Source organism: Gluconacetobacter sacchari, assembly GCF_014174255.1.
GTDB lineage: Bacteria > Pseudomonadota > Alphaproteobacteria > Acetobacterales > Acetobacteraceae > Gluconacetobacter > Gluconacetobacter sacchari.
The window spans coordinates 46,685-67,221 of sequence record NZ_JABEQJ010000011.1; the positions used below are offsets into that span (position 1 = coordinate 46,685).

The following is a 20,537-nucleotide window of genomic DNA, read 5'->3' on the forward strand; positions in this document are numbered from 1 at the left end:
TGGCTGACAATGCACGCATCAACAGGAGCGCTGATCCATGTCCGACATTCTGCCGTCTTTCTCGCGCCGTACTTTCGGGCGGCTGGCTCTGGCTTCCTCCGCCGCGGCCCTGGCGTCGGGCTGGCGGCCGGGCGACGCGCTCGCGGCGGCACCCGGTGGCGAGCCGATCAAGGTCGGGATCCTGCATTCTCTGTCGGGCACCATGGCCATCAGCGAGACGACGCTGAAGGACGTGATGCTGATGTTGATCGCCGAGCAGAACCGCAAGGGCGGCCTGCTGGGACGGCCGTTGCAGCCCGTGGTGGTCGATCCGGCGTCGAACTGGCCGCTCTTTGCCGAAAAGGCGCGCCAGCTTCTGTCGGTGGACAAGGTGGCCGCCGCCTTCGGCTGCTGGACCAGCGTGTCGCGTAAATCGGTGCTGCCGGTGTTCGAGGAGCTGAACGGCATCCTGTTCTATCCCGTGCAGTATGAAGGGCAGGAATGCAGCCGCAATATCTTCTATACCGGCGCGGCGCCGAACCAGCAGGCCATTCCGGCGGTGGATTACCTGCTGAGCGAGGATGGCGGCGGCGCGCGGCGTTTCGCGCTGGTCGGCACCGATTACGTCTATCCGCGCACGACCAACCAGATCCTGGCCAATTACCTGCGGTTCAAGGGAATCAGGGACGAGGATGTGATGGTCAACTACACGCCGTTCGGCCAGTCCGACTGGCAGACCATCGTGTCGCAGATCAAGGCGTTCGGTTCGACGGGCAAGAAGACGGCGGTGGTGTCCACCATCAACGGCGATGCCAATGTGCCGTTCTACAAGGAGCTGGGAAACCAGGGCATTTCCGCGACCGATATCCCGGTCATGGCCTTCAGCGTCGGCGAGGAGGAACTGGCGGGCATGGACACCAGGCCGCTGGTCGGCCAACTGGCGGCATGGAACTATTTCGAGAGTATCAGGACGCCGGCCAACGAGGCCTTCATCAGGGAATGGCACGCTTTCACGAAGAATCCGAAGCGTACCACCAACGATCCGATGGAGGCGCATTATATCGGCTTCAATATGTGGGTGCAGGCCGTCACCAAGGCCGGTACGACCGACCATGACAAGGTGATCGACGCCATGGTCGGCATCCGCCAGCCCAACCTGACCGGCGGGATCGCGCAGATGCTGCCCGACCATCATCTGACCAAGCCTGTCTATATCGGCGAGATCCAGGAGGACGGCCAGTTCAGCGTGGTATGGAAGACGCCGGACCTGGTGCCGGGCCAGGCGTGGTCGCCCTGGGTGCCGGAGACGAAGAACCTGATCGGCGACTGGACGAAGCCGATCGCCTGCGGAAATTACGACACCGTGACCAAGGCCTGTCTCGGCAAGACGCATGCGTAGTCTCGCGTGCCTGACGCTGGTCGTCGCATTCTGGCTGGGCGCGGTCCTTGCGCCCGGGCAGGGGGCGCGGGCGGACGATTTCGCCGGGCTGGCCAGAGGGCAGTTCGAGGCGATCGCCGGCGGGGTCGCGACGCTGGCGGCCTCCGGCGACCCGCAGGCGGAAAGCGTGCTGCATGCGCTGGAGCAGCGCAGGCTGTTCTTCACGCCCTCGGGTGGACTCTTCATCCGGCAGGGGGAGGTGTATCGGGACGCGCGAACCGGGCAGCCGGTTTCCCCCGTGCCGGACATGATCGCGCCCGTCCGGCTGAATAACCGGGTGCGCAAGGCCCTGGTCGCGGCGTGGGCGGAGCGCGATCTGTCCTCGCCGCTGGTGGCGAAGCGGCTGGGCGCGGCGGAGGCGCTTTATCACCGCCCCGATCCGGCGATGCTGCCGGCGATCGGGCGTGTGCTGTCGGGGGAGAAGGATCGGGCCGTGCGGTCGGCGCTGGTACGGGCGCGGGCCGCGACGATCCTGGAGCAGGCACCGGCGCCGGACCAGGTCGCGGCGCGTCTGGAGGCGGTGGCGAGCCTGCGCGCGGCCGGTGGGCTGGAAGCGCGCGGCATCCTTGCCTCGGTTGCCGCGTCGGCGAGCGAGGACGCGGGCGTTCGCGCGGCGGCGCGCGCGGCCGTATCGCGTATCGACTGGACCCTGCGCGTCTGGGGCGTGCTGCAGAATGCGTTTTACGGCCTGAGTTACGGCTCTGTCCTGCTGCTGGCCGCGACGGGGCTGGCCATCACCTTCGGGGTGATGGGCGTCATCAACATGGCGCATGGCGAGATGATGATGATCGGCGCCTATGTGACGTGGATGGTCCAGCAGGGTATCCGCATGACGGTGCCCGGACTGGAGCCGATCGCGCTGCTGATTGCGATTCCGGTGAGTTTCGTGGTCTGCGCCGCGTTCGGCGTGCTGATCGAGCGTGGGCTGATCCGGTTTCTGTACGGGCGCCCGCTTGAAACGTTGCTGGCCACCTGGGGATTGTCGCTGATTCTCCAGCAGGCCGTGCGGTCGGTCTTCGGTCCGACCAATATCGCGGTGGAGACGCCGTCCTGGCTGTCCGGGTCGTTCGCGCTGGGGGGGATGGAGATCACCCTGAACCGGCTGGGCATTCTGGTCTTTGCGTTTCTGGTGCTGGGCGGGCTGATGCTGGTGCTGCGGCGCACGGCGCTGGGGCTGGAGATGCGGGCGGTGACGCAGAACCGCCGCATGGCCGCCCTGATGGGGATTCGCACGCCGCGCGTCGATGCGATGGCGTTCGGGCTGGGGGCCGGGCTGGCCGGACTGGCCGGGGTCGCCGTCAGCCAGATCGACAATGTGAGCCCCAATCTGGGGCAATCCTATATCATCGACAGTTTCATGGTGGTCGTGTTCGGCGGCGTCGGCAATCTGTGGGGCACGCTGGCCGCGGCCATGGCGCTGGGCATGGGCGGGAAGGTGCTGGAACCGACGATCGGCGCGGTTTCGGCGAAGATCGCGATCCTGGTGCTGGTCATTCTTTATATCCAGCGGCATCCGCGCGGCATGTTTCCGGTGCGTGGCCGGGGGATCGAATCATGAGCGCGTTTTCCGCAACGATGGGCCGGCCCTTTTCCGGCGCGGCCCGGACCGCGATCGTGGTGGTGGCGGTGGCGGTGGCGGTGGCGCTGGCCAGCCTGCTGCCCGAGGGCAATCCGCTGCATGTCTCGGCCTTTGTCGTGTCGCTGTCGGGCAAATATCTTGCTTATGCGATGCTGGCGCTTGCGGTGGATCTGGTCTGGGGGTTCGCGGGGATATTGACGCTGGGTCATGCCGCGTTCTTCGCGCTGGGCGGGTACGCGATGGGCATGTATCTGATGCGTGAGATCGGCGCGCGCGGGGTTTATGGCAATGCGAACCTGCCGGATTTCATGATCTTCCTGTCATGGAACCGGCTGCCCTGGTACTGGTGGGGCAGCGACCATTGGGCGTGGGCGTTGCTGCTGGTGTTCGCGGTGCCGGGGCTGCTGGCCGGGCTGTTCGGCTGGCTGGCGTTTCGCTCGCGCGTGTCGGGTGTCTATCTGTCGATCATCACGCAGGCGCTGACCTACGCCCTCATGCTGGCCTTCTTTCAGAACGGGCTGGGGTTCGGCGGCAATAACGGGCTGACGGATTTCAAGGATATCCTGGGGGCCGATCTGCATGCGGCCTCGACGCGGGCCATGCTGCTGGTCGTGACGGCCGTGGCGCTTGCGGGGGCGCTGCTGGCGGCCCGCTTCGTGGTCGGTGGCCGGTTCGGCCATCTGCTGATCGCGGTGCGGGATGCGGAAAGCCGCACGCGCTTCCTCGGCTACCGGCCCGAGCAGGTGAAGCTGCTGGTCTGGGTCTTTTCGGCGATGATCGCGGGGCTGGGGGGCGCGCTGTATGTGACGCAGGTGGGCATTATCAATCCCGGAGAGTTCGCGCCGGCCAATTCGATCGAATCCGTGATCTGGGTGGCGGTCGGCGGGCGTGGCACCCTGTCGGGCGCGGTGCTGGGTGCCGTGCTGGTCAATTTCGGCAAGACGCTGTTTACGGCGTGGCTGCCGGCATTCTGGCTTTACGGGCTGGGGCTGCTGTTTGTCGTCACCACGCTGTTTCTGCCGAACGGGCTGATGGGCTTGCGTCGCCCGGTGCGCGCGCTTCCGGCCGCCGAGGTGACGCCTGAGGTTTCAAACGTGGAGGGCGGAGAGGCATGAGCGACGCACCGTTGCTGGAACTGCGCGACGTCAGCGTGGCGTTCGACGGATTTCGTGCCATCAACAATTTGAGTTTGTCGCTTCGGCCCGGAGAATTGCGCGCGATCGTCGGGCCGAACGGAGCCGGCAAGACGACCATGATGGATATCATTACCGGCAAGACGCGCCCCGATACCGGCATCGTGCGCTTTCGCGGGCATGATCTGACGCAACTGGACGAACCGTCGATCGCCCGGATGGGGATCGGCCGTAAATTCCAGAAGCCGACGGTGTTCGAGGCGCTGACCGTGCGGGAAAATCTGGTGCTGTCGCTGCGTGGCCTGCGCACGCCGTTCGCCGTGCTGATGGCGCGGCTGTCGGGAGAGGAGCGGGAGCGGGTCGATCATCTGCTGGGCGTGATCCGGCTGACGGAGCATGCCGACCGCCGGGCCGGGGGGATGAGCCATGGGCAGAAGCAATGGCTGGAGATCGGCATGCTGCTGGGCCAGGAGCCGGACTTGCTGCTGGTGGACGAGCCGGTGGCGGGCATGACGGATGCCGAGACGATGGCGACGGCCGACCTGCTGCGCGAGATCAACCGGACGCGCAGCGTGGTGGTGGTCGAGCATGACATGGATTTCGTCCGCGCCCTGGACGTGACGGTGACGGTTCTGCACGAGGGCAGCGTGCTGTCCGAAGGCGCGCTGGACGTGGTGAGCGCCGACCCGCGTGTGATCGAGGTCTATCTTGGCCGTTGAAATATGGCGGTCCGCGGGGGGAAGGAGCGGCTATGCTCAGGGTTGAGGACGTGCATCTGCAATATGGCGCGGCCCTGGCCCTGCGCGGCGCGTCGCTGGAGGCGCGGGCCGGCGAGGTGACCTGCGTGCTGGGGCGCAACGGGGTGGGCAAGACCAGCCTGTTGCGCGCCGTCACCGGCATGCATGCGGTCGCTTCCGGACGGATCGCGTGGGAGGGCGAGGACATCACGTCGTTGCCGGCCTATGAGCGGACGCGGCGGGGCATCGCCACCGTGCCGCAGGGGCGGGATATCTTTCCCCTGCTGACGGTGCGCGAGAATCTGGCCACGGGCTTCGGCCTGCTGCCGCGCGGACGCAGGAAGGTGCCCGATGAGATCTTCGATCTTTTTCCCGTGTTGGCCAGGATGCTCGATCGCAGGGGGGGCGACCTGTCGGGGGGGCAGCAGCAGCAGCTTGCGATCGCGCGTGCGCTGGTGATCGGGCCGAAGCTGCTGGTTCTCGACGAACCTACCGAGGGAATCCAGCCGAGCATCATCAAGGATATCGGCACCATCATCGGTATGCTGCGCGATCGCGGGGACATGGCGATCGTGCTGGTGGAGCAATATTTCGATTTCGCGTTCGAACTGGCCGATGCGGTGACCGTGCTGGATCGTGGCCAGGTCGTCCTTGCGGGGCGCGCGGAGAACCTGGCGGCGGACCAGGTTCGCGCGCATATCGCGATTTAGCCGCCCCGCAGCGGCGTCACGCGCAGAAGGTTTCCTGTAGAAACGCCCAGAGCAGCGTGTCGTCGGGGCCTTCGGCGAATGTTACGCTGGACCAGCGTTCGGTGCGGGTTTCGCCCTGGGTCTGGATTTCCCGGTAGGTGGCCAGGAGGCCGCCGGGGAAGACATGGCGGAGGGCCACGTCCTCGATCGTCATCACCAGGCCGGGGCGCGAGCCGTGCAGGGTGGGCAGCGCAGTGGCGAAGGTTTCGACCGGCAGAAGGCGGCCGGCGGCGCCGACCATGGCGTAGTCGGGAGTGAAATGTTTGAGTACCGTTGCCGGATCGGAGGTGCCTTCGCCACGGAACCAGGCTTGCAGGACGACATGCAGGGCGACGATTTCATCGTGAGCGGCTTTCAGCAAACGGTCGGTCATGGTGCGGGACACTCCGGCGGTCAGGGATTCATCAGGACGGAAACGGCGGGATAGGCATTCGCCCATCCCGGTGTCAGCGGCGCGACGAAGACGTTTTCGGTGCGGGTGCGGGCGACCTTCCAGACCCCGTCCACCCTGCGGAACAGATTGTTGAGGCGGCTGGAGCGCAGGAGCGCGGTGCCGTCGTCGAAAATCCAGGGCTGGCAGTGAATCCACTGGCCGTCGGCCTCGTCGCCATGGACGTGGATCTGTTCCGATGTCAGGTAATGCGCGTTCAGCAGCAGGCCGGGCCTGCGGGACGGGCTCCAGAATTTTTCGAAATGGGCGCGGATCGCGTCCTTGCCCACGGCGCGGCCGAACTGGTTGTCGTAATAGGCGCCCACGCCTTCCCAGACCGCGTCCTCGCAATAGAGATCCATGATCCGCGCGATCCGCTCGGCGTCGTCGATCTGGCCGGGCTCGGGGCAGGGGGTGTCGCACAGGAACATGTAGCGCGCCTGAATCCGGCGGATATCGGCCTCGGCGGACAGCGCGTCCAGTTTCGCCTCCAGGCGGGCCAGGCGGTCTTCGATGTTCATGACCGGACTCCTTATGATTTCAGCGCGGGCGGCATTGGGCGGGCGGGCAGCAGGGCCTCGGCCCACAGTGCGTGGCCGAGCAGCGCGTGGTCGGTGCCATGGGGGCCCAGGCACTGGATGCCGACCGGCAGGCCCGACGGGCCGAGCAGGCCCGGCAGCGTCACCGTGGGCAGATAGAGCAGGGTCCACAGGCGGCTGAAGATCGGGCTGCCGGTGCCCTGGCTCCGCAACGGGGCCTCGCCGGGGGCGGCCGGCGCCACCAGCATGTCGTACTGCGCGAACAGCGCGGCGGCGCGGCGGCGCAGGTCCGCGGCCTGGGTTTGGGCCTGTTCGTACGCGGCGCGGGTGATCTTGCGCCCGGCCTCGATCAATCCGACGATCTGCGGGCTGCACATGTCCCGGCGGGCCTGGTATTCCCAGGCCAGGGCCTGGGCGGCCTCGAAGCTCATGATCGTGACGTGCAGGTCGGCGGCGGCGGCGAAATCGTCCATCTGCACCGTTTCGACCGCCGTGTGGGCGCCGAACAGGCGCTCGGCCTCCTCCATCGCCATGCGGGTGCCCTCTTCGGCCTCGTTCCACCATGGGGTGCGGCAGATGCCGATCCGGGCCGGGGCCCGGGGAGAGACGGGCAGCGTGGCGGGCACCGGGGCGGCCAGCACCGCGTCGGCGGCGATGGCTGTCGCCACGTCGGGGGTGATGGTGCCGAGCGCGTCGAAGGAGGGGCCGAGCGCCTTGACCCCCGACAGGGCATAGCGCCCGTAGGTGGGCTTGAAGCCGACGACGCCGCAATAGGAGGCCGGGCGCGTCAGGGAAGCCGCGGTCTGCGAGGCGATGCCGATATCGACCATGCCCATCGCCACGGCGGCGGCGGAGCCGCTGGAGGAGCCGCCGGGGGTGCGGGCCGGATCGAACGGATTGGTGGTCGGGCCGGGCCGGAAGAAGGCGAATTCGGTGGTGACGGTCTTGCCTGCCATGCTGGCGCCCGCCGCGCGCAGCAGGGCGACGCAGGCGGCGTCGCCGGTCGCGCGATGGCCGGCGTAGATTTCCGACCCGTAGCCGGTGGGGTAATGTTGGGTATCGACGATGTCCTTGACGCCGACCAGCCGTCCGTTGAGGGGGCCCGGCGGGGCGGTTGCCAGATCCTGTTCCAGGCGGTCTGGATCGTGGGCCGCGAAGGCCTGGATCCCGGGTTCGAAACGGGCGATGTGCGCGATGCGGGCGGTGGGGTCGATGGTCTGGCCTGTCATGACATTCCTTACCCTGGATGGCGTTCCGTTTGGCCCGGGAGGTCGAAGGCGCCCCGGAAATAAAGCAGCGGCCCGGCGGCCGGGTCGGGATCGACCGCGACGTGCAATGGCCGGGCGAGAAAGATCTCGTGCGTGCCGCCGCGCAGGGTCTCGACCACCTCGGCGGTGATGTGGACCAGCGCGCCGTCGACCAGCACCGTGCCGTCCGCCTCGCGCCGGGTGGCGACGCTGCCCTGCTTGCGGTCGGCGGGCAGGGCGAAATAGCGGGCGATCGGTTCCTGGCCGTGGGACAGCACGCTGAGGCCGAAGCGCCGGGTGTGTTCGATCGCCCGGCAGGTGGCGCTGCCGCGTTTGAGGCAGATCAGCAGGGTCAGCGGGTCGAGCGACACCGAGCTGAGGGCGCTGATGGTGGCGCCCTGGTCGCCGTGATCGTCCCGGGCGGTGACCACCGCCACGCCGGTGGCGAAATGGGCCATCGCGCGGCGGAACTGGTCGGATGTGACGGAGATGTCGGAAGTCATGTGCCCTGCTTTTCCGTCAGGCCGCGTTGTCGCCGGGCCAGAGCGGCCCGCGTTCGCGGCGCATCTTGCGCACGGCGGCGTCGAAGGTCAGGTCGGCCGCCGAGGAATGGGCGATCAGCCCGGCCGCGTCGCGGGCGCAGCCGCGCCGGATCTCGTCGGACAGCCGGACGTCGGCGCCGGGGATCATGCCGGTATGGCACTGGATCTCGGCGGCGCGCTGGCAGATCCACAGCAGGAAGAAGGCGCGCGCGACATCGGCCTCGCCGACCGCGAGGCCGTGATTGCGCAGGACCAGCACATTCCTGTCGCCCAGGCTTTCCAGCATGCGGGGGCGCTCTTCGTCATAGAGCGTGATCCCTTCGAACGTGTGGTAGCCGACGCGGCCGAAGAGTTGGGCGCCGTAGAAATTGTCGTGGCTGAAGCCGCCTTCCTTCATCGCGACGGCGGTGACGGCGCTGGTATGGGTGTGGATCACGCAATGGATGTCGTCGCGCGCGGTATGGATCGCGCCGTGCAGGGCGAAGCCGGCGGGATTGGGCTTGTAGGCCGACTGGGTCACCAGTTCGCCGCTGGCGTTGACGACCAGCAGGTTTTCCGGCGTCACTTCCTCGTAATGCAGGCCGAAGGCATTGACGAGATAGCGCGTCGGCTCGCCGGGCAGGCGCAGCGAGATGTGGTTGAAGATCATCTCGGTCCAGCCGAGATGGCTGATGAGGTGATAGCATTCCGCCAGGCGGACCCGGAGGGTCCATTCGTCCTGCATCGCGTCGCTGGTCATGATGTCTGTTCCTTTACGGGCAGGGAGGTGCATTGGAAGGTCACGAGGCCGAGCAGGGTGGCGGTCACGGGCGTGGGTACGCCCAGATGGGCCGCCAGGGCGACCAGTGCGTCGCCGATCGCCACTGTTTCCAGCGTGCGGCCGGCGCGGAAATCCTGCAGCATCGAGGTTTCGTGCGCGCCGGCCGCCGCCATGATGTCGCAGATCGCGCCGGCCGGCTTGAGGGGGGGGATGCCGCAGGCCGTGCCGACGGCGATCGCCTCGTTCAGCGTCGCGTGGACGATGGCGCGGGTGGCGGGGGTGGTGGCCATGGCCGCGAGCGTGGCGCCGGTGATGACCGACAGGGGATTCGATGCCACGTTGCCGGCGAGCTTGGTCCAGATTTCCCCGCGGATGGTGTCGGCGATGCAGGCGTCGATCCCGCAGGCGCGCAGCAGATCGGCCAGCTGGTCCAGCCGCGCGTGCGGGCCGGAAGTGGCCGGGCCCAGCATCAGGCGCATCGGGCGCAGGGAATGGACCCGGCCGGGGGCCGGGCTGGCGGAAAAGGCATAGGCGACGCAGCCCGCGATCTGTCGAGTCGGCAGATGGATGGCCAGTCGCCCGGTTGGGTCCAGCAGGGGGGCGATCGCGCGGAAGGCGGGCGGGGCGTCGCCTGCCGTCATCCACCATGGGATGCCGTTGACGACCGGGACGATCAGCGTTTCGGGGCCGACGGCCGGCAGGATCGCCGGCAGCAGGCTGGGCAATTGATGCGATTTGACGGCGAGGAACAGGATATCCGCCGGGCCGGAGGCGCGTTCGGCGGCGTCGGGCCGGCAGGTGTAAGCCTGGCCGGCCCCGGTGAGGGTCAGGCCGTGCGCGCGCAGGTGCGACAGGGTTTCGCCGCGCGCGATCAGCGACACAGGGGCGCCCCCGCGCGCCAGAGTGGCCGCCAGCGTGCCGCCGATGGCGCCGATGCCGGCGACGCAGATGCGCGGCGTGGTCACAGATCGACCACCAGCAGCGGGCCGCGGGCGCGCGAGCAGCAGAGCGCGATCTGGTCGGTGCGTTCGTCCTCGGTCAGGTATTCGTCGCGGTGGTCGGGCTCGCCTTCCAGCACCGTGGCGACGCAGGTGCCGCAGATGCCCTGTTCGCAATTGACCCGCACCTTGACGCCCGCGCGGGCGAGTGCGGCGGTGATCGGCTCGTCGGCGGCGACGGCGACGCGGATGCCGGACTTGGCGGCCAGGACCTCGAAACTGTCGCCGTTTTCGACCGGCAGGGCGGAGAAGTCCTCGCGATGGATCTGGTCGGGCGCCAGGCCCAGCGCCAGCGCGGCTTCCGCGACCGCGTCCATCAGGCCGAGCGGGCCGCAGCTATAGACGCACAGGCCCGCCGTGCCGCCGTTGCGGGCGATGGCTTCGGCGATGGCGGCGCGCGGGTCGAAGCGCGGAGTGTCCGGTTGGCTGCGATCGTGGATCTGGACCTGCGCGGCGAAACCTTCGCGCGCCAGCAGGGGGGTGAAGACGGGGTCGCGCGCCACATAATGCAGGGTGAAGGGTTGGCCCGCGCGGGACAGGGTGTGGGCCATCGCGATCAGGGGGGTGACGCCGATGCCGCCGCCAACCAGCACCGCCGCGCCGCGGTGGGCCGTGTCGAGCGGGAAGAGGTTGCGTGGGGCGCCGATGGCCAGCGTGGCGCCCGGTTGCACGCGGTCATGCACCGCGCGCGATCCGCCGCGCCCCTGCGGTTCCAGCAGGACGCCGAGCCGATAGCGGGCCTGGTCCGCCGGATCGCCGCAGAGCGAATATTGCCGCACCAGATCGTCATCGAGGAACAGGTCGATATGGGCACCGGCCTCCCATGGCGGCAGGGTGCCGGCCCGGGGCAGGAGGTCGAAGATCAGCACGTCGCCCCGTTGGTCGACGGCGTCGATGATTGTTTCGATCCGTGCGCGGCTGGTGGTCATCCGTCTGCTCTCCCCGGGCCTATCTCAGATAGAGGCCGCAATTGATGTCGATGGTGGCGCCGGTGATGGAGCCGGCGTCGGGGCGGGCCAGTTCGACCACCATGCGCGCGACCGTGGCCGGGTCGCCCAGATGGCCGGTGGGGAGGCCCGCCGCGACCCGTGCGGCGGCTTCGGCGCCGATGGTCTCGGCCACCGAGGGCAGGTCCAGCGGCCCGGGAGAGATGGCGTTGACCGTGATGCCGTGGGGAGCCAGGTCGCGCGCGAAGACCTTGGTCAGCGTGTGGACCGCGCCCTTGGAGGCCGCGTAATGCGCGCCGGTCGCCGTGCCGCCGTTCTGCCCCGCCAGCGAGCCGATATTGACGATGCGGCCGCCCTGGTCGCGGGCGCGGAGGCGGCGGGCGAAACGCTGCGTACACAGGAAATTGCCGCGCAGGTTGACCGCCATCACCGTGTCGAAGGTCTCGATGTCGATATCGAGCACCTTCTGCGCCTTCATGATCGCCGCGTTGTTGACCAGCAGCCAGGGCAGGCCATGCGCGGCCTCGACCGTATCGAGCGCGGCTTCGATCGCGGATTCGGACGTGACGTCGAGCGCGACCGCGTGGCCGCCCAGGCGTGCCGCGGTGGCCTGGGCGCGCGGCAGGTCGCGGTCGCCCAGCACGACCCTGTAGCCCGCCGCCGCCAGGGCCCCGGCGATCGCGGCGCCCAGGCCGCGCGCGCCGCCGGTGACGAGTGCCACCGGGGCCACGGGGGCCTCTGCGGCGGCGCTCACAGGATGTAGCTCACGGCTGTCAGGGCTTCGGTGGCGATCAGCAGGCGGATCACCTTGAGGTCGATCTTCAGCCCGTCGGGGGTGCGGACCAGGCGATAGGTGACGTTGGCCGCGTAATCGCGTTCGCGGTGCTGGCGCAGTTCCTTGAGGTACTGGGCGCAGCGCAGGGTGCAGGCGTCGCCGTCGCTGGCCAGCATGCGGTAGCGCGAGAGCAGGCGCACCGTCTGCGCGGGCGGAGCGGCCGAGATCGAGCGGCCGCCCAGCAGGCGCTCGACGCGCTTGGCGCGCATCGCCGCGTCGTCATAGGCGTAGTTCAGGACGTTCTCGAAATCCTCGGCGTCGGGATCGATGGGGATCACGTATCTGCCGCCGGGCGTGTAGAGGCCGAGCCAGTCGTGGAACTGCCCGTGGTCGAGCAGGTCGGCTTCCAGCGTGACCAGGGCCACGGCTTCGTCGAGGGTGATGGTCATGCCACGGTCTCTCCGGCGGGTTCGGCGGTCATGGCGGCCAGCCACTGGCGATAGGCGGCGCGCATGCCGGTCTCGGCGCTGACGTCGCTGTAGAGATGGCCGTCGGCGCGCTTTTCCTCGTGCGCCAGGCCGCGATTCAGCAGGATGGGAATGTCGCGCCCGGCGAGCGCGCCGCGATGCACGCGGTCCCAGGCCTCGGCGTCGTCGGGGGTGCCGAAGCCCATCGGGCCCTGGAAATGCTCGTGCAGGCGCAGGCGGGCCTGGTTGGCGATGTCCGGCCCGCCATCCATGCCGATCGCGATATGGCGGATTTCGGTCTGCGAGACGCCCAGGGGGCGCAGGACGCGGAAGAACGCCATCGAGCAGGCCAGGTTGGGGAACAGGTTGAGGTTGAAGCCCGACCCGCCGACGGCGCGGATGATCTGGCGGACCTTTTCCGGCGGATAGGTCTCGGCCAGTTGCGCGGCCAGTTCGAGGAAGCGTTCGGGGATCGGCGCGTCGAGATTGTCGTCCAGATCGACCAGTTCGGGGATCATGACCATGACCGAATGGCCGTGGCCGAGATCCTCGACGAAGCCCTTGCCGCCGACGAAATTCAGGATGTCCTGCGTTTCCTGGTCCACCGAATCCAGGAAGGATTTGTGGACGATCGGGAAATGATAGGCGTCGGTCGTGTTTTCGAGCTGGATCTTCCAGTTGCCCGGGAAGGTGAATTTATGCTCGCCCATCGTCTTGACCGGCCAACCGGCGCCCTGCTTCATGAACAGGTCGATCCACGGTTTCGCCGCGCCCAGCCAGCTGTCCAGGTCGGGAATGGCGTGATCGAAGGTGGCGAAGATCAGGCCCTGATAGTCCGCGACCCGCAGATTGACCAGCGGCAGCGAGGCCTTGTCGAGATCGTCGCCGTAGCCGTTCTGGTGCGGCACGCCGCGCAAGGCGCCGTCGAGCCCGTAGGCCCAGCCGTGATAGGGGCAGACGAAGCTGGCGGTGTGGCCCTTGTGCTGCTCGCACACCGTCGCGGCGCGGTGGCGGCAGCGGTTGAGCATGACATGGACCGTGCCCTTGCGGTCGCGGGACACGATGACCGGGTGGGGGCCGACGAACGTGGTGATGAAATCGCCGGGTTCGGGGATCTCGCTGCGGTGCGCCACCCAGATCCAGTTATGCATGAAGATGCGGTCCATCTCCATGTCGAACAGGGCGGGGTCGTTATAGATGGACCCGTCGGCCCTGTCCGCCGAGAGAAAGCTGCGAGGATCGGGCTGATCGCTCATGGTTTGGCTCCCTTGCGCATTGGAAAAAACTTGGGAATATCTTCGGGTTTACGGATAGCCTGGGCGGCCGCCCCGGCCGAGGATCAGCCGGCCCGCGACCTCGTAATTGCCGCGCGCCATGAAGGCGTGCTGCGCCACCACGGCGCTGTCCTGCATGCAGCGCGCCAGGATATGGTCGGCATCCACCGCCGCGATGCCGCCCAGTTCGAAACAGCGGCGCGCGACCTCGTACGATGCCTGGGCGGCATGGATGCAGGCGAGGCGGACGCGCCCGGCGCAGGCCTCGTCCGCCGGTCCGGCCTCCACCGCCGCCATGGCGGCGCGCGTGGCATCGTAGAAGAAGCTGCGGGCGGCGGAGAGCGTTGCCTCGGCCTCGGCGACGGCGAACTGGACATAGGGCCGGTCGGCCATGACCGGGGCGCCGGTGATGGATGTGCGCCCCCGCGCCATTTCGGTGACCTCGGTCAACGCCCGGCGGGCGCAGCCCAGCCCGACCACCGTGAGCACCTGCGCCGCCAGGGCCAGGGAGGGATACCGGTAGATCGCGCCGTCGAGACTGGAGGGGCCGCCGCGGATGAACGTCCAGTCCATCGGCACGCGGATGGCTTCGACCACGATATCGTGGCTGCCGGTGCCGGCCATGCCCATGGTGTTCCAGGTTTCGTCGATCCGGGCCTGCGATGCCGGGAAGACGGCGGTGCGCGGCAGGCCGCCGCCGGCCGGCCCGTCGGGCAGGGAAACCCCCACGCCCAGCAGGTCCGCCCCGGTGCAGCCGCTGGCATAGGGCCAACTGCCCGAGACGATCAGATCGTCGCCTTCGACCCCGGCGGGGCGGGGGGGGAAGATCGCGCCGGCGAAGACCACGTCGGGACCGTCGCGATAGATCGTCTCCAGCGTCTGGACCGGCAGGGCGGCGAGATAGAGGGCCGAGACGCCGAAGCTGGCGACCCAGCCGGCGGACCCGTCGGCCCGGGCGATCGTTTCGATGGCTTCGAGAAAGCGGTCGGGCGGGATTTCCAGTCCACCGAAGCGGCGGGCGACGAAGGCGCGATAGATGCCGATCGTCCTGAAGCCCGCGACGATGTCCGGGGCAAGGCGCCGGGCCTTGCGGAAGGAAAGCGCCCGGTCGCTGATCTGCCGCAGAAGGGCATCGAATTCCGGCCCGTCCGCAAATCGCGAGCCTGCCTGCTCGACAGAGGTCAACATCCGTCACCCTTTCATCCGCTCCGCTCCGCCCCCTTTGGGAACGGTGAGGAGACGCTAGCATATTTACGGGAAGTTTCCACTATTTTTTTGGCGAAACGAGGGGCCGGAAAGCCCATGTCTTTCCGGTCCTCCCCGATCGCGGGCGCGGCCTGCTAGAAGGAGACGCCGCCCTGGATGTACCATTGGCGGCCGCGGTCGTACGAGGCCATGAAGTTGTTGACGCTGGCCGAGAAGCTGCCCCAGTGCATGTATTTCTCGTTGCTGATGTTGTCGACGCCCGCCATGAAATTGTAGCGCGCGTCGGGGCTGACCCAGCGCAGCGAGGCGTTGACCAGGATATATTCGGGCTGGAACAGCGGGGCGTAATTGATGCTGTTGACGTCGGCGTTGTAGCGCGAACGGTAGGAGGCATCGACGCGCGGGGTGAGGGTGCCGGCGCGGCCGATCTGGATCGTCCTGGCGACGCCGGCATTGGCGGTCCATTTGGAGACCATGGCGAATTTCGAATTCAGGGTCAGGCCCGAAACCTTGGCCGTGAGCTTGGTATAGTGCGCGTCGGTCATGCCCAGGGAGCCGGTGAGCATCCAGCCGTCGCCCAGCGCGTACTGGGCCTCCAGCTCGAAGCCCGGAATACGGGCGGAGCCGGCATTGGTGTAATAGGGACCGATCGTCGCGGCGTCGGAGACCAGGAGCTGTACATCGTCATAAAAGACGTAGAAGCCGCTGGCGCTGACGCGCAGGCGATGGTCCAGCCCGTAGAATTTCAGGCCGCCTTCGAAGGAATTGACGCTTTCGGGCCGGAAGGACGGTGGTGCGCTGACGATCTTGGTCAGGCGCTGGGTGAAGCCGCCGCCCTTGAAGCCCTGCGAAAAGGTCGAATAGGCCATCAGTTCCGGCGTGACCTGGTAGGCCACGTTGACCATCGGGGTCCAGCGGGCGTTGTTGTTGTGGAAATTTTCGTACGGGACGATCCGCGTGCCCGGCGGGGCGGTGACGTAGGGTGCGCGGCCCCAGACGATATACTGGTCCGGCAGGAAGGTCTTGTCGTCCTCGGTATAGCGCACGCCCGCGGTGACGCTGAGCTTCCTTGTGAAGGAATAGGTGGCCTGGGCGTAGGCGGCGTAGTTGATATCCTTGAAATAGCCGCCGCTTTCCAGATATTCGACCCATTTGTTGCCCGGGTTGATGTCCGCGCCGGACTGATTGAAATAATAGAGGCCGGCCGCGTAATGCAGGCGGCTCGACAGAGCCCGGCCCATGACCTGGAATTCTTCGGAAACCTGCTTTTCCGAATAGCCGTCCCACAGGTCGTTGATGGCGATCGGCGAGGAGTCGCGGTCCTGGGCGAACTGGCCGGTGGTCTGGTGGATGGCGGTGATCGATTTGACTTCGAGATAATGCGAGAATGCGTAATCGATCGTGGCCGAGGCCGACCAGCTTTCGATATTGGAATAGTTGGGGGCCGTGCTGTAATTTGTCGTCTTGCTGAAATATTTCGAACCGTAGCAGCCGGGCAGGGTGCAGCTTGCCCAATTGGCCTTCGTGGCGCCGGCCGCGATATTGTTCAGCGCGACCACGCTGCCGGACAATGTCGGGTCTATGCCGATGACGACATAGGGCGCGCCGTTGCTGCGGTCGCGGGTGTAATCGCCGCGCAGGGTGACCGTCAGCCTGTCGACCGGGTGCCAGAGGATCGCGCCCTTGAAGATGCGCGTATCCTGGTTGCCCATCTTGCGCTGCCGTTCGGCATAGGGCTGGTTGACGTAGCCGTCCTGCATGAAGCTGCCGACGGAGAAATTGAGGAACAGGTTCCTGGCCAGCGGGACATTGACGAACGCGCGGGCATTGATGCGGTTGCCGGTGCCGTATTTGACGTCGGCCTTGGCGGACAGGCGGTCGTTGGGTGTGAGGGAGGACACCGTGACCGCGCCGCCGATCGTATTGCGTCCGAACAGGGTACCCTGGGGGCCGCGCAGCACCGAGACGTTGGCGACGTCGATCATGTCCAGCACCGACCCCACGGTGTTGCCGGCATAGACGCCGTCGATATACAGGCCGACGCCGGGGTCCACGCCGAAGGAGAAATCGGTCTGGCCGATGCCACGGATGAAGATGGCCGCGGCATTGGCGACGCCGGCATTGGAGGCGACATTGCCGAACATCATGTTCGGCGCCATGTCCTGGATGCGGGCGATCGAGGTGATGCCGCGTTCGGTGAATTCGCTGCCCGAGACGGTGGTCATGGAGATGGGCGTGCGTTCGATCGGCTCGCTGCGCCGGCGGGCGTTGACGGTGATCTGTTCGAGCCCGCTTTCCGGCCGGGTTTTTTTTGCCCCGGCGCCGGTGGCGGGGCCGGCCTTGGCTTTTGCCCCGGGTGCCGTGCCGGCGGGGCCCGCTTCGGTCCGCGCCAGGGCGGGGGCGGCGGAGATTGCCAGGACAGCGCAGCCACAATACCAAAAGCGGCGGCCGAACAGACCGGAGATTCCCGCGGGACGGCTGATGACATGTTTTGATATAGAAACGAAATACATCCTAATTCTCCATCCCCTTTAGTATCGATTTCGGAACGAAATGGGACGCGATCTTATCGGCACCTGCTTGTGTCGAGGCCGGTCCGGCGACGGTGGCCATGACAGAAGAACGACGATTTGGTCCTGGAATGCGGGATTTGAACGCGCGGGGATTTTATATGAATATTCCAGGGATATGTCAATAATAAATGTTATTTATCCGTAATGGAAGCCAGGCGGTCGCAGCGTGCCTCGCGCAGGTCCGCGATGTCGGGCGCTCCGAGCAGGGTCATGCTGCTGCGGATGCCGTCGTGGAACAGGGTGAGGATGTCGGTGACGCCTTCGATTCCGCCGGCGGCGAGGCCGTAGGCCCAGGGGCGGCCGATCAGCACGCCGTGCGCGCCCAGGGCCAGTGCCTTGACCACGTCGGCGCCGTGGCGGAAGCCGCCATCGACGCAGAGTTCGATCCGCCCGCCGACGGCTGCGCGGCAGGCGGCCAGGGTTTCGATGGAGGAGACGGCGCCGTCGAGCTGCCGGCCGCCGTGATTGGACAGGATGACGCCGTCCAGCCCCGCCGCGGCGGCGCGTTCGGTATCGTCCGGCCGGAGCAGGCCCTTGACGACCAGCCGCCCCTTCCAGCTTTCGCGCAGGGCGGCGATGTCGTCCCAGCCGATCGCGGGGTCGATGGCGCGGCCGATCGCGGCGGCCTGTGCGAACAGGGTGTCGCCCATGCCGTACGGGGCGAGATTGCGGATGATCCGGTTGGGCCGGCGCAGCGCGCCATAGAGCCAGCGCGGCCGCAGGAGGCATTGGGTGGCGAGGCGACCCGACAGGTGCGTGCTGCCGCGGAAGCCGTTGCGCGCGTCGCGCGGACGGAGCGGCGTGACCGGGGTATCGACGGTGACCACCAGCGTGCGCACGCCGGCCGCCCAGGCGCGGACGACCATGTCGCGCGTTACCGCGCGGTCGCGGAAGAGATAGAGCTGGAACATCAGCCGGGCGGGATCGACGGCGGCCGCGACGTCCTCGATGCTCGCCAGGGCGAAGTGGGAGACGCACATCGAGAGGCCGGCACGTGTGGCGGCGATGGCGGCGGAGATCTCGCCCCCCGGCGACAACATGCCCGCCATGCCGACCGGAGCCAGGATCACGGGAAAGCGATGCGGGATGCCGAAAAGCGTGGTGCCGGTGTCGGGTGAAGCCGCGCCGCGCAGGACGGAGGGCAGGAAGCCGAGACGGGCCAGTGCCGCGATGTTGCGGCGCAGGGTGGCTTCCGCCCCGGACCCGCCATCGACGTAATCGAAAAGCCAGCGGGGGACGCCGCGGCGGGCCGCGAGCCTGGCGTCCTCGACTGAAATGACCATCCGCGCCTCGCACTTCGTCGCCGGCCGTGCGTGCGGCCGGTAGATCGATGCTATGGCGTTATAGTTTACATTTCCAGTTATTTTTCATGTCTGGAAGGGCCGTCAGTAGATGTTGTCGTAGATCTTTTTGATAAGCTGCATCATGTGTTCCATCTCGCTGTCCGGGATATCGTGGAACGCGCGCTGGAAGATCAGCCCGGCCTTGGCGCGGACCAGATCGAGCGCGGCGCGGCCCTTTTCGGTCAGCCGGACTTCGGTCACGCGGCCGTCCTGGGAGGAGACCGAGGTCTGGGTCAGTCCCTCGCGTTCCATGCGGTAGATCAGCTTCGTCATGGTCGAGACGCGGGTCACGGCCAGGTCGGCGATGGTGCTGATCGCCGCGATCTCGTGCTCGTAGAGGATGTTGATCACGCGCCAGCGCGGCACGTCCATGCCGATCGGCTTGAGATGCGCGTCCATGCGCAGGTGATACAGGCCGACGAGGCGCGAGAGATGGAAGAACGGCGATGTCTGGGGTGAGAAGGCCGGGTCGGTCGGGTCCGCCTGTTTCCAGATTTTGCCTCGCTTCAAAACAGACTCCCCCTGACGGCGCGATTGATCGGCCTTGGTAGGTATCTTATTCCTCCGCCTGAGGAAAGACGGCCCGGCGGGCGGGGCGGGGCAGCAGCGCGAGCAGGGAGAGGCCGGCCAGCGCCCCCATATAGGCGGCGACCGCGCCCTTTCCTCCGGCGCTGTGGACCAGCAGCGTGGCGACGACCGGCGAGACGCCGCCGGCCAGCATGGCGCCGGCCTCGTGCGCGAGGGCGACCCCGAGATAGCGGTGGGCGGCCGGAAACAGGGCGGAGAGCAGCGCCGGCTCGACCGCGATCATCGGTGCGTGGCACAGCGCCATGCCGACGATGAAGGCCATGACGACCCCCGCCTGGCTGCCCGAGGCGACCAGCGCCAGGAACGGGCCGGAAAACAGCGCCAGCCCCACGGCGCCCAGCGCGTAGACGATGCGGGCGCCCAGCCGCTGGGCCAGCCAGCCGAAGGCGGGCATGGCGATGCCGTCCGCCACCATGCCCAGCGTGCTGGCCAGCAGCAGCCAGCGATCGGGCACATGGTGGGCGCGGCCATAGGCCAGGCCGAAGACCAGCATCATGTAGACGCCGCCATTTTCGGCCAGACGCAGGACGATCCCGCGCAGCAGGGCCGGACCCGCCTGCCGTGGCGAAAGCGGCGGCCGGGGATGCCGGGTGGCCGGCCGGCCGGGCTGCGGGGCCGCGCGAAGCCAGAGGCCGAGGCACAGGAAGGGCAGCGCCGCCAGGAACGGCAGGCGCCAGCCCCAGGACAGGAAGGCGGCGTCGGGCAGCAGGCGGGCTGCCCAGAGGGCGGCGCCCCCCAGCACCATGCCCGCCGCGACGCCTGACTGCGTCAGCGCGAAGGCGACGCCGCGATGGGGGGCGCCGGGCGTGTCGGCGCCGAGCAGGAGGACGGCGCCCGCCCATTCGCCGCCGGCGGCGAAGCCCTGGGCGAGCCGCAGGACCAGCAGCAGGATGGGCGCCAGGATGCCGATGGTCGCCTGTCCGGGCAGCAGGCCGATCGCCGCCGTGGCCAGGCCGATGATCGTCAGCGTGTGGCGCAGGGCGCGCGCGTGGCCCAGGCGGTCGCCCAGCAGGCCGAACAGGATGCCGCCGGCGGGGCGGACCAGGAAGCCGGCGCCGAAGACCAGCATGGGTGCGAGCTGCGCCAGCAATCCGTCATCGTGCCGGGCGAAGAACAGGCGCTGGAACACCAGCGGGGTCGCGGCGCTGTAGAGCGCGAAATCGTACCATTCGACGATATTGCCGATCGTGGCGGCCGCGATGGCGCGGGGATGGGTCATCGGTGTGCCGTCGC

At 67.8% G+C, this 20,537-nt stretch carries 20 protein-coding genes; 5 read left to right on the top strand and 15 right to left on the bottom strand.

The features are described 5' to 3' along the window. Positions 1-37: 37 nt before the first annotated feature. From urtA to urtE, 5 genes are read left to right on the top strand one after another with little or no spacing between them, the layout of a single operon-like run. The gene (gene urtA, locus HLH48_RS10015) at positions 38-1,378 is read left to right on the top strand and encodes an urea ABC transporter substrate-binding protein (protein ID WP_182997372.1); all 1,341 of its coding nucleotides are present in this window, start codon (positions 38-40) and stop codon (positions 1,376-1,378) included. Beyond that, positions 1,371-2,975, top strand: coding sequence for an urea ABC transporter permease subunit UrtB (gene urtB, locus HLH48_RS10020; RefSeq protein ID WP_182997373.1), 1,605 nt, complete (start codon positions 1,371-1,373; stop codon positions 2,973-2,975). The genes urtA and urtB overlap by 8 nt, the downstream gene beginning before the upstream one ends. Next, positions 2,972-4,111, top strand: a complete 1,140-nt coding sequence (gene urtC / locus HLH48_RS10025; RefSeq protein ID WP_182997374.1) for an urea ABC transporter permease subunit UrtC — start codon at positions 2,972-2,974, stop codon at positions 4,109-4,111. The genes urtB and urtC overlap by 4 nt, the downstream gene beginning before the upstream one ends. Then, positions 4,108-4,848 (top strand): urea ABC transporter ATP-binding protein UrtD, encoded by a 741-nt coding sequence (gene urtD / locus HLH48_RS10030; protein ID WP_182997375.1) that lies wholly within the window; start codon positions 4,108-4,110, stop codon positions 4,846-4,848. Before urtC ends, urtD begins: the two co-directional genes overlap by 4 nt. A 32-nt stretch (positions 4,849-4,880) precedes the next feature. Then, entirely contained in the window at positions 4,881-5,576 is a 696-nt protein-coding gene (gene urtE / locus HLH48_RS10035; RefSeq protein WP_182997376.1) for an urea ABC transporter ATP-binding subunit UrtE, read from the top strand. Between the two features lie 16 nt (positions 5,577-5,592). Here the strand turns inward: urtE and HLH48_RS10040 are convergent, their stop codons facing one another. From HLH48_RS10040 to HLH48_RS10110, 15 genes are all read right to left on the bottom strand, one after another. Further along, positions 5,593-5,988 (bottom strand): hypothetical protein, encoded by a 396-nt coding sequence (locus HLH48_RS10040; protein WP_182997377.1) that lies wholly within the window; start codon positions 5,986-5,988, stop codon positions 5,593-5,595. Positions 5,989-6,008: 20 nt separating this feature from the next. Beyond that, positions 6,009-6,566 (bottom strand): nuclear transport factor 2 family protein, encoded by a 558-nt coding sequence (locus tag HLH48_RS10045; protein ID WP_182997378.1) that lies wholly within the window; start codon positions 6,564-6,566, stop codon positions 6,009-6,011. An 11-nt stretch (positions 6,567-6,577) separates the two neighbouring features. Then, complete coding sequence (locus HLH48_RS10050) at positions 6,578-7,813, bottom strand: amidase (RefSeq protein ID WP_182997379.1); 1,236 nt, start codon at positions 7,811-7,813, stop codon at positions 6,578-6,580. 8 nt (positions 7,814-7,821) lie between these two features. Next, positions 7,822-8,334, bottom strand: coding sequence for a flavin reductase family protein (locus HLH48_RS10055; RefSeq protein ID WP_182997380.1), 513 nt, complete (start codon positions 8,332-8,334; stop codon positions 7,822-7,824). 16 nt (positions 8,335-8,350) lie between these two features. Then, positions 8,351-9,112: a class II aldolase/adducin family protein gene (locus tag HLH48_RS10060; RefSeq protein WP_182997381.1), complete on the bottom strand. Its 762-nt coding sequence runs from the start codon at positions 9,110-9,112 to the stop codon at positions 8,351-8,353. Next, entirely contained in the window at positions 9,109-10,098 is a 990-nt protein-coding gene (locus HLH48_RS10065) for a ketopantoate reductase family protein (protein WP_182997382.1), read from the bottom strand. The genes HLH48_RS10060 and HLH48_RS10065 overlap by 4 nt, the downstream gene beginning before the upstream one ends. Further along, a complete protein-coding gene (locus HLH48_RS10070; RefSeq protein WP_182997383.1) occupies positions 10,095-11,060 on the bottom strand; it encodes a PDR/VanB family oxidoreductase in 966 nt (321 codons plus the stop codon). The genes HLH48_RS10065 and HLH48_RS10070 overlap by 4 nt, the downstream gene beginning before the upstream one ends. A 19-nt stretch (positions 11,061-11,079) precedes the next feature. Beyond that, entirely contained in the window at positions 11,080-11,832 is a 753-nt protein-coding gene (locus HLH48_RS10075; RefSeq protein WP_264813466.1) for an SDR family NAD(P)-dependent oxidoreductase, read from the bottom strand. Further along, entirely contained in the window at positions 11,829-12,302 is a 474-nt protein-coding gene (locus HLH48_RS10080) for an aromatic-ring-hydroxylating dioxygenase subunit beta (protein ID WP_182997384.1), read from the bottom strand. Before HLH48_RS10080 ends, HLH48_RS10075 begins: the two co-directional genes overlap by 4 nt. After that, positions 12,299-13,576 carry an aromatic ring-hydroxylating oxygenase subunit alpha gene (locus HLH48_RS10085; protein WP_182997385.1) on the bottom strand — a complete coding sequence of 426 codons (1,278 nt, stop codon included), beginning with the start codon at positions 13,574-13,576 and terminating at the stop codon, positions 12,299-12,301. Before HLH48_RS10085 ends, HLH48_RS10080 begins: the two co-directional genes overlap by 4 nt. A 48-nt stretch (positions 13,577-13,624) precedes the next feature. Next, positions 13,625-14,782: an acyl-CoA dehydrogenase family protein gene (locus HLH48_RS10090; RefSeq protein ID WP_182997386.1), complete on the bottom strand. Its 1,158-nt coding sequence runs from the start codon at positions 14,780-14,782 to the stop codon at positions 13,625-13,627. Between the two features lie 152 nt (positions 14,783-14,934). Beyond that, a complete protein-coding gene (locus tag HLH48_RS10095) occupies positions 14,935-17,313 on the bottom strand; it encodes a TonB-dependent receptor (protein ID WP_220795071.1) in 2,379 nt (792 codons plus the stop codon). Positions 17,314-17,504: 191 nt separating this feature from the next. Continuing rightward, positions 17,505-18,656 (bottom strand): alpha-hydroxy acid oxidase, encoded by a 1,152-nt coding sequence (locus HLH48_RS10100; RefSeq protein ID WP_182997387.1) that lies wholly within the window; start codon positions 18,654-18,656, stop codon positions 17,505-17,507. A 102-nt stretch (positions 18,657-18,758) separates the two neighbouring features. After that, complete coding sequence (locus HLH48_RS10105) at positions 18,759-19,226, bottom strand: MarR family winged helix-turn-helix transcriptional regulator (protein ID WP_220795072.1); 468 nt, start codon at positions 19,224-19,226, stop codon at positions 18,759-18,761. Between the two features lie 46 nt (positions 19,227-19,272). Next, positions 19,273-20,523, bottom strand: a complete 1,251-nt coding sequence (locus tag HLH48_RS10110; protein WP_182997388.1) for an MFS transporter — start codon at positions 20,521-20,523, stop codon at positions 19,273-19,275. Positions 20,524-20,537 lie beyond the last annotated feature (14 nt).

What these genes read in the sequence shown, in the direction of transcription:
- HLH48_RS10090 (WP_182997386.1), bottom strand. Translation starts at nt 14,782, where the DNA reads ATGTTGACCTCTGTCGAGCAGGCAGGCTCGCGATTTGCGGACGGGCCG.
- HLH48_RS10085 (WP_182997385.1), bottom strand. Translation starts at nt 13,576, where the DNA reads ATGAGCGATCAGCCCGATCCTCGCAGCTTTCTCTCGGCGGACAGGGCC.
- HLH48_RS10050 (WP_182997379.1), bottom strand. Translation starts at nt 7,813, where the DNA reads ATGACAGGCCAGACCATCGACCCCACCGCCCGCATCGCGCACATCGCC.
- HLH48_RS10070 (WP_182997383.1), bottom strand. Translation starts at nt 11,060, where the DNA reads ATGACCACCAGCCGCGCACGGATCGAAACAATCATCGACGCCGTCGAC.
- urtA (WP_182997372.1), top strand. Translation starts at nt 38, where the DNA reads ATGTCCGACATTCTGCCGTCTTTCTCGCGCCGTACTTTCGGGCGGCTG.
- urtE (WP_182997376.1), top strand. Translation starts at nt 4,881, where the DNA reads ATGCTCAGGGTTGAGGACGTGCATCTGCAATATGGCGCGGCCCTGGCC.
- urtB (WP_182997373.1), top strand. Translation starts at nt 1,371, where the DNA reads ATGCGTAGTCTCGCGTGCCTGACGCTGGTCGTCGCATTCTGGCTGGGC.
- HLH48_RS10095 (WP_220795071.1), bottom strand. Translation starts at nt 17,313, where the DNA reads ATGTATTTCGTTTCTATATCAAAACATGTCATCAGCCGTCCCGCGGGA.
- HLH48_RS10040 (WP_182997377.1), bottom strand. Translation starts at nt 5,988, where the DNA reads ATGACCGACCGTTTGCTGAAAGCCGCTCACGATGAAATCGTCGCCCTG.
- HLH48_RS10080 (WP_182997384.1), bottom strand. Translation starts at nt 12,302, where the DNA reads ATGACCATCACCCTCGACGAAGCCGTGGCCCTGGTCACGCTGGAAGCC.
- HLH48_RS10045 (WP_182997378.1), bottom strand. Translation starts at nt 6,566, where the DNA reads ATGAACATCGAAGACCGCCTGGCCCGCCTGGAGGCGAAACTGGACGCG.
- urtC (WP_182997374.1), top strand. Translation starts at nt 2,972, where the DNA reads ATGAGCGCGTTTTCCGCAACGATGGGCCGGCCCTTTTCCGGCGCGGCC.
- HLH48_RS10055 (WP_182997380.1), bottom strand. Translation starts at nt 8,334, where the DNA reads ATGACTTCCGACATCTCCGTCACATCCGACCAGTTCCGCCGCGCGATG.
- HLH48_RS10060 (WP_182997381.1), bottom strand. Translation starts at nt 9,112, where the DNA reads ATGACCAGCGACGCGATGCAGGACGAATGGACCCTCCGGGTCCGCCTG.
- urtD (WP_182997375.1), top strand. Translation starts at nt 4,108, where the DNA reads ATGAGCGACGCACCGTTGCTGGAACTGCGCGACGTCAGCGTGGCGTTC.
- HLH48_RS10100 (WP_182997387.1), bottom strand. Translation starts at nt 18,656, where the DNA reads ATGGTCATTTCAGTCGAGGACGCCAGGCTCGCGGCCCGCCGCGGCGTC.
- HLH48_RS10110 (WP_182997388.1), bottom strand. Translation starts at nt 20,523, where the DNA reads ATGACCCATCCCCGCGCCATCGCGGCCGCCACGATCGGCAATATCGTC.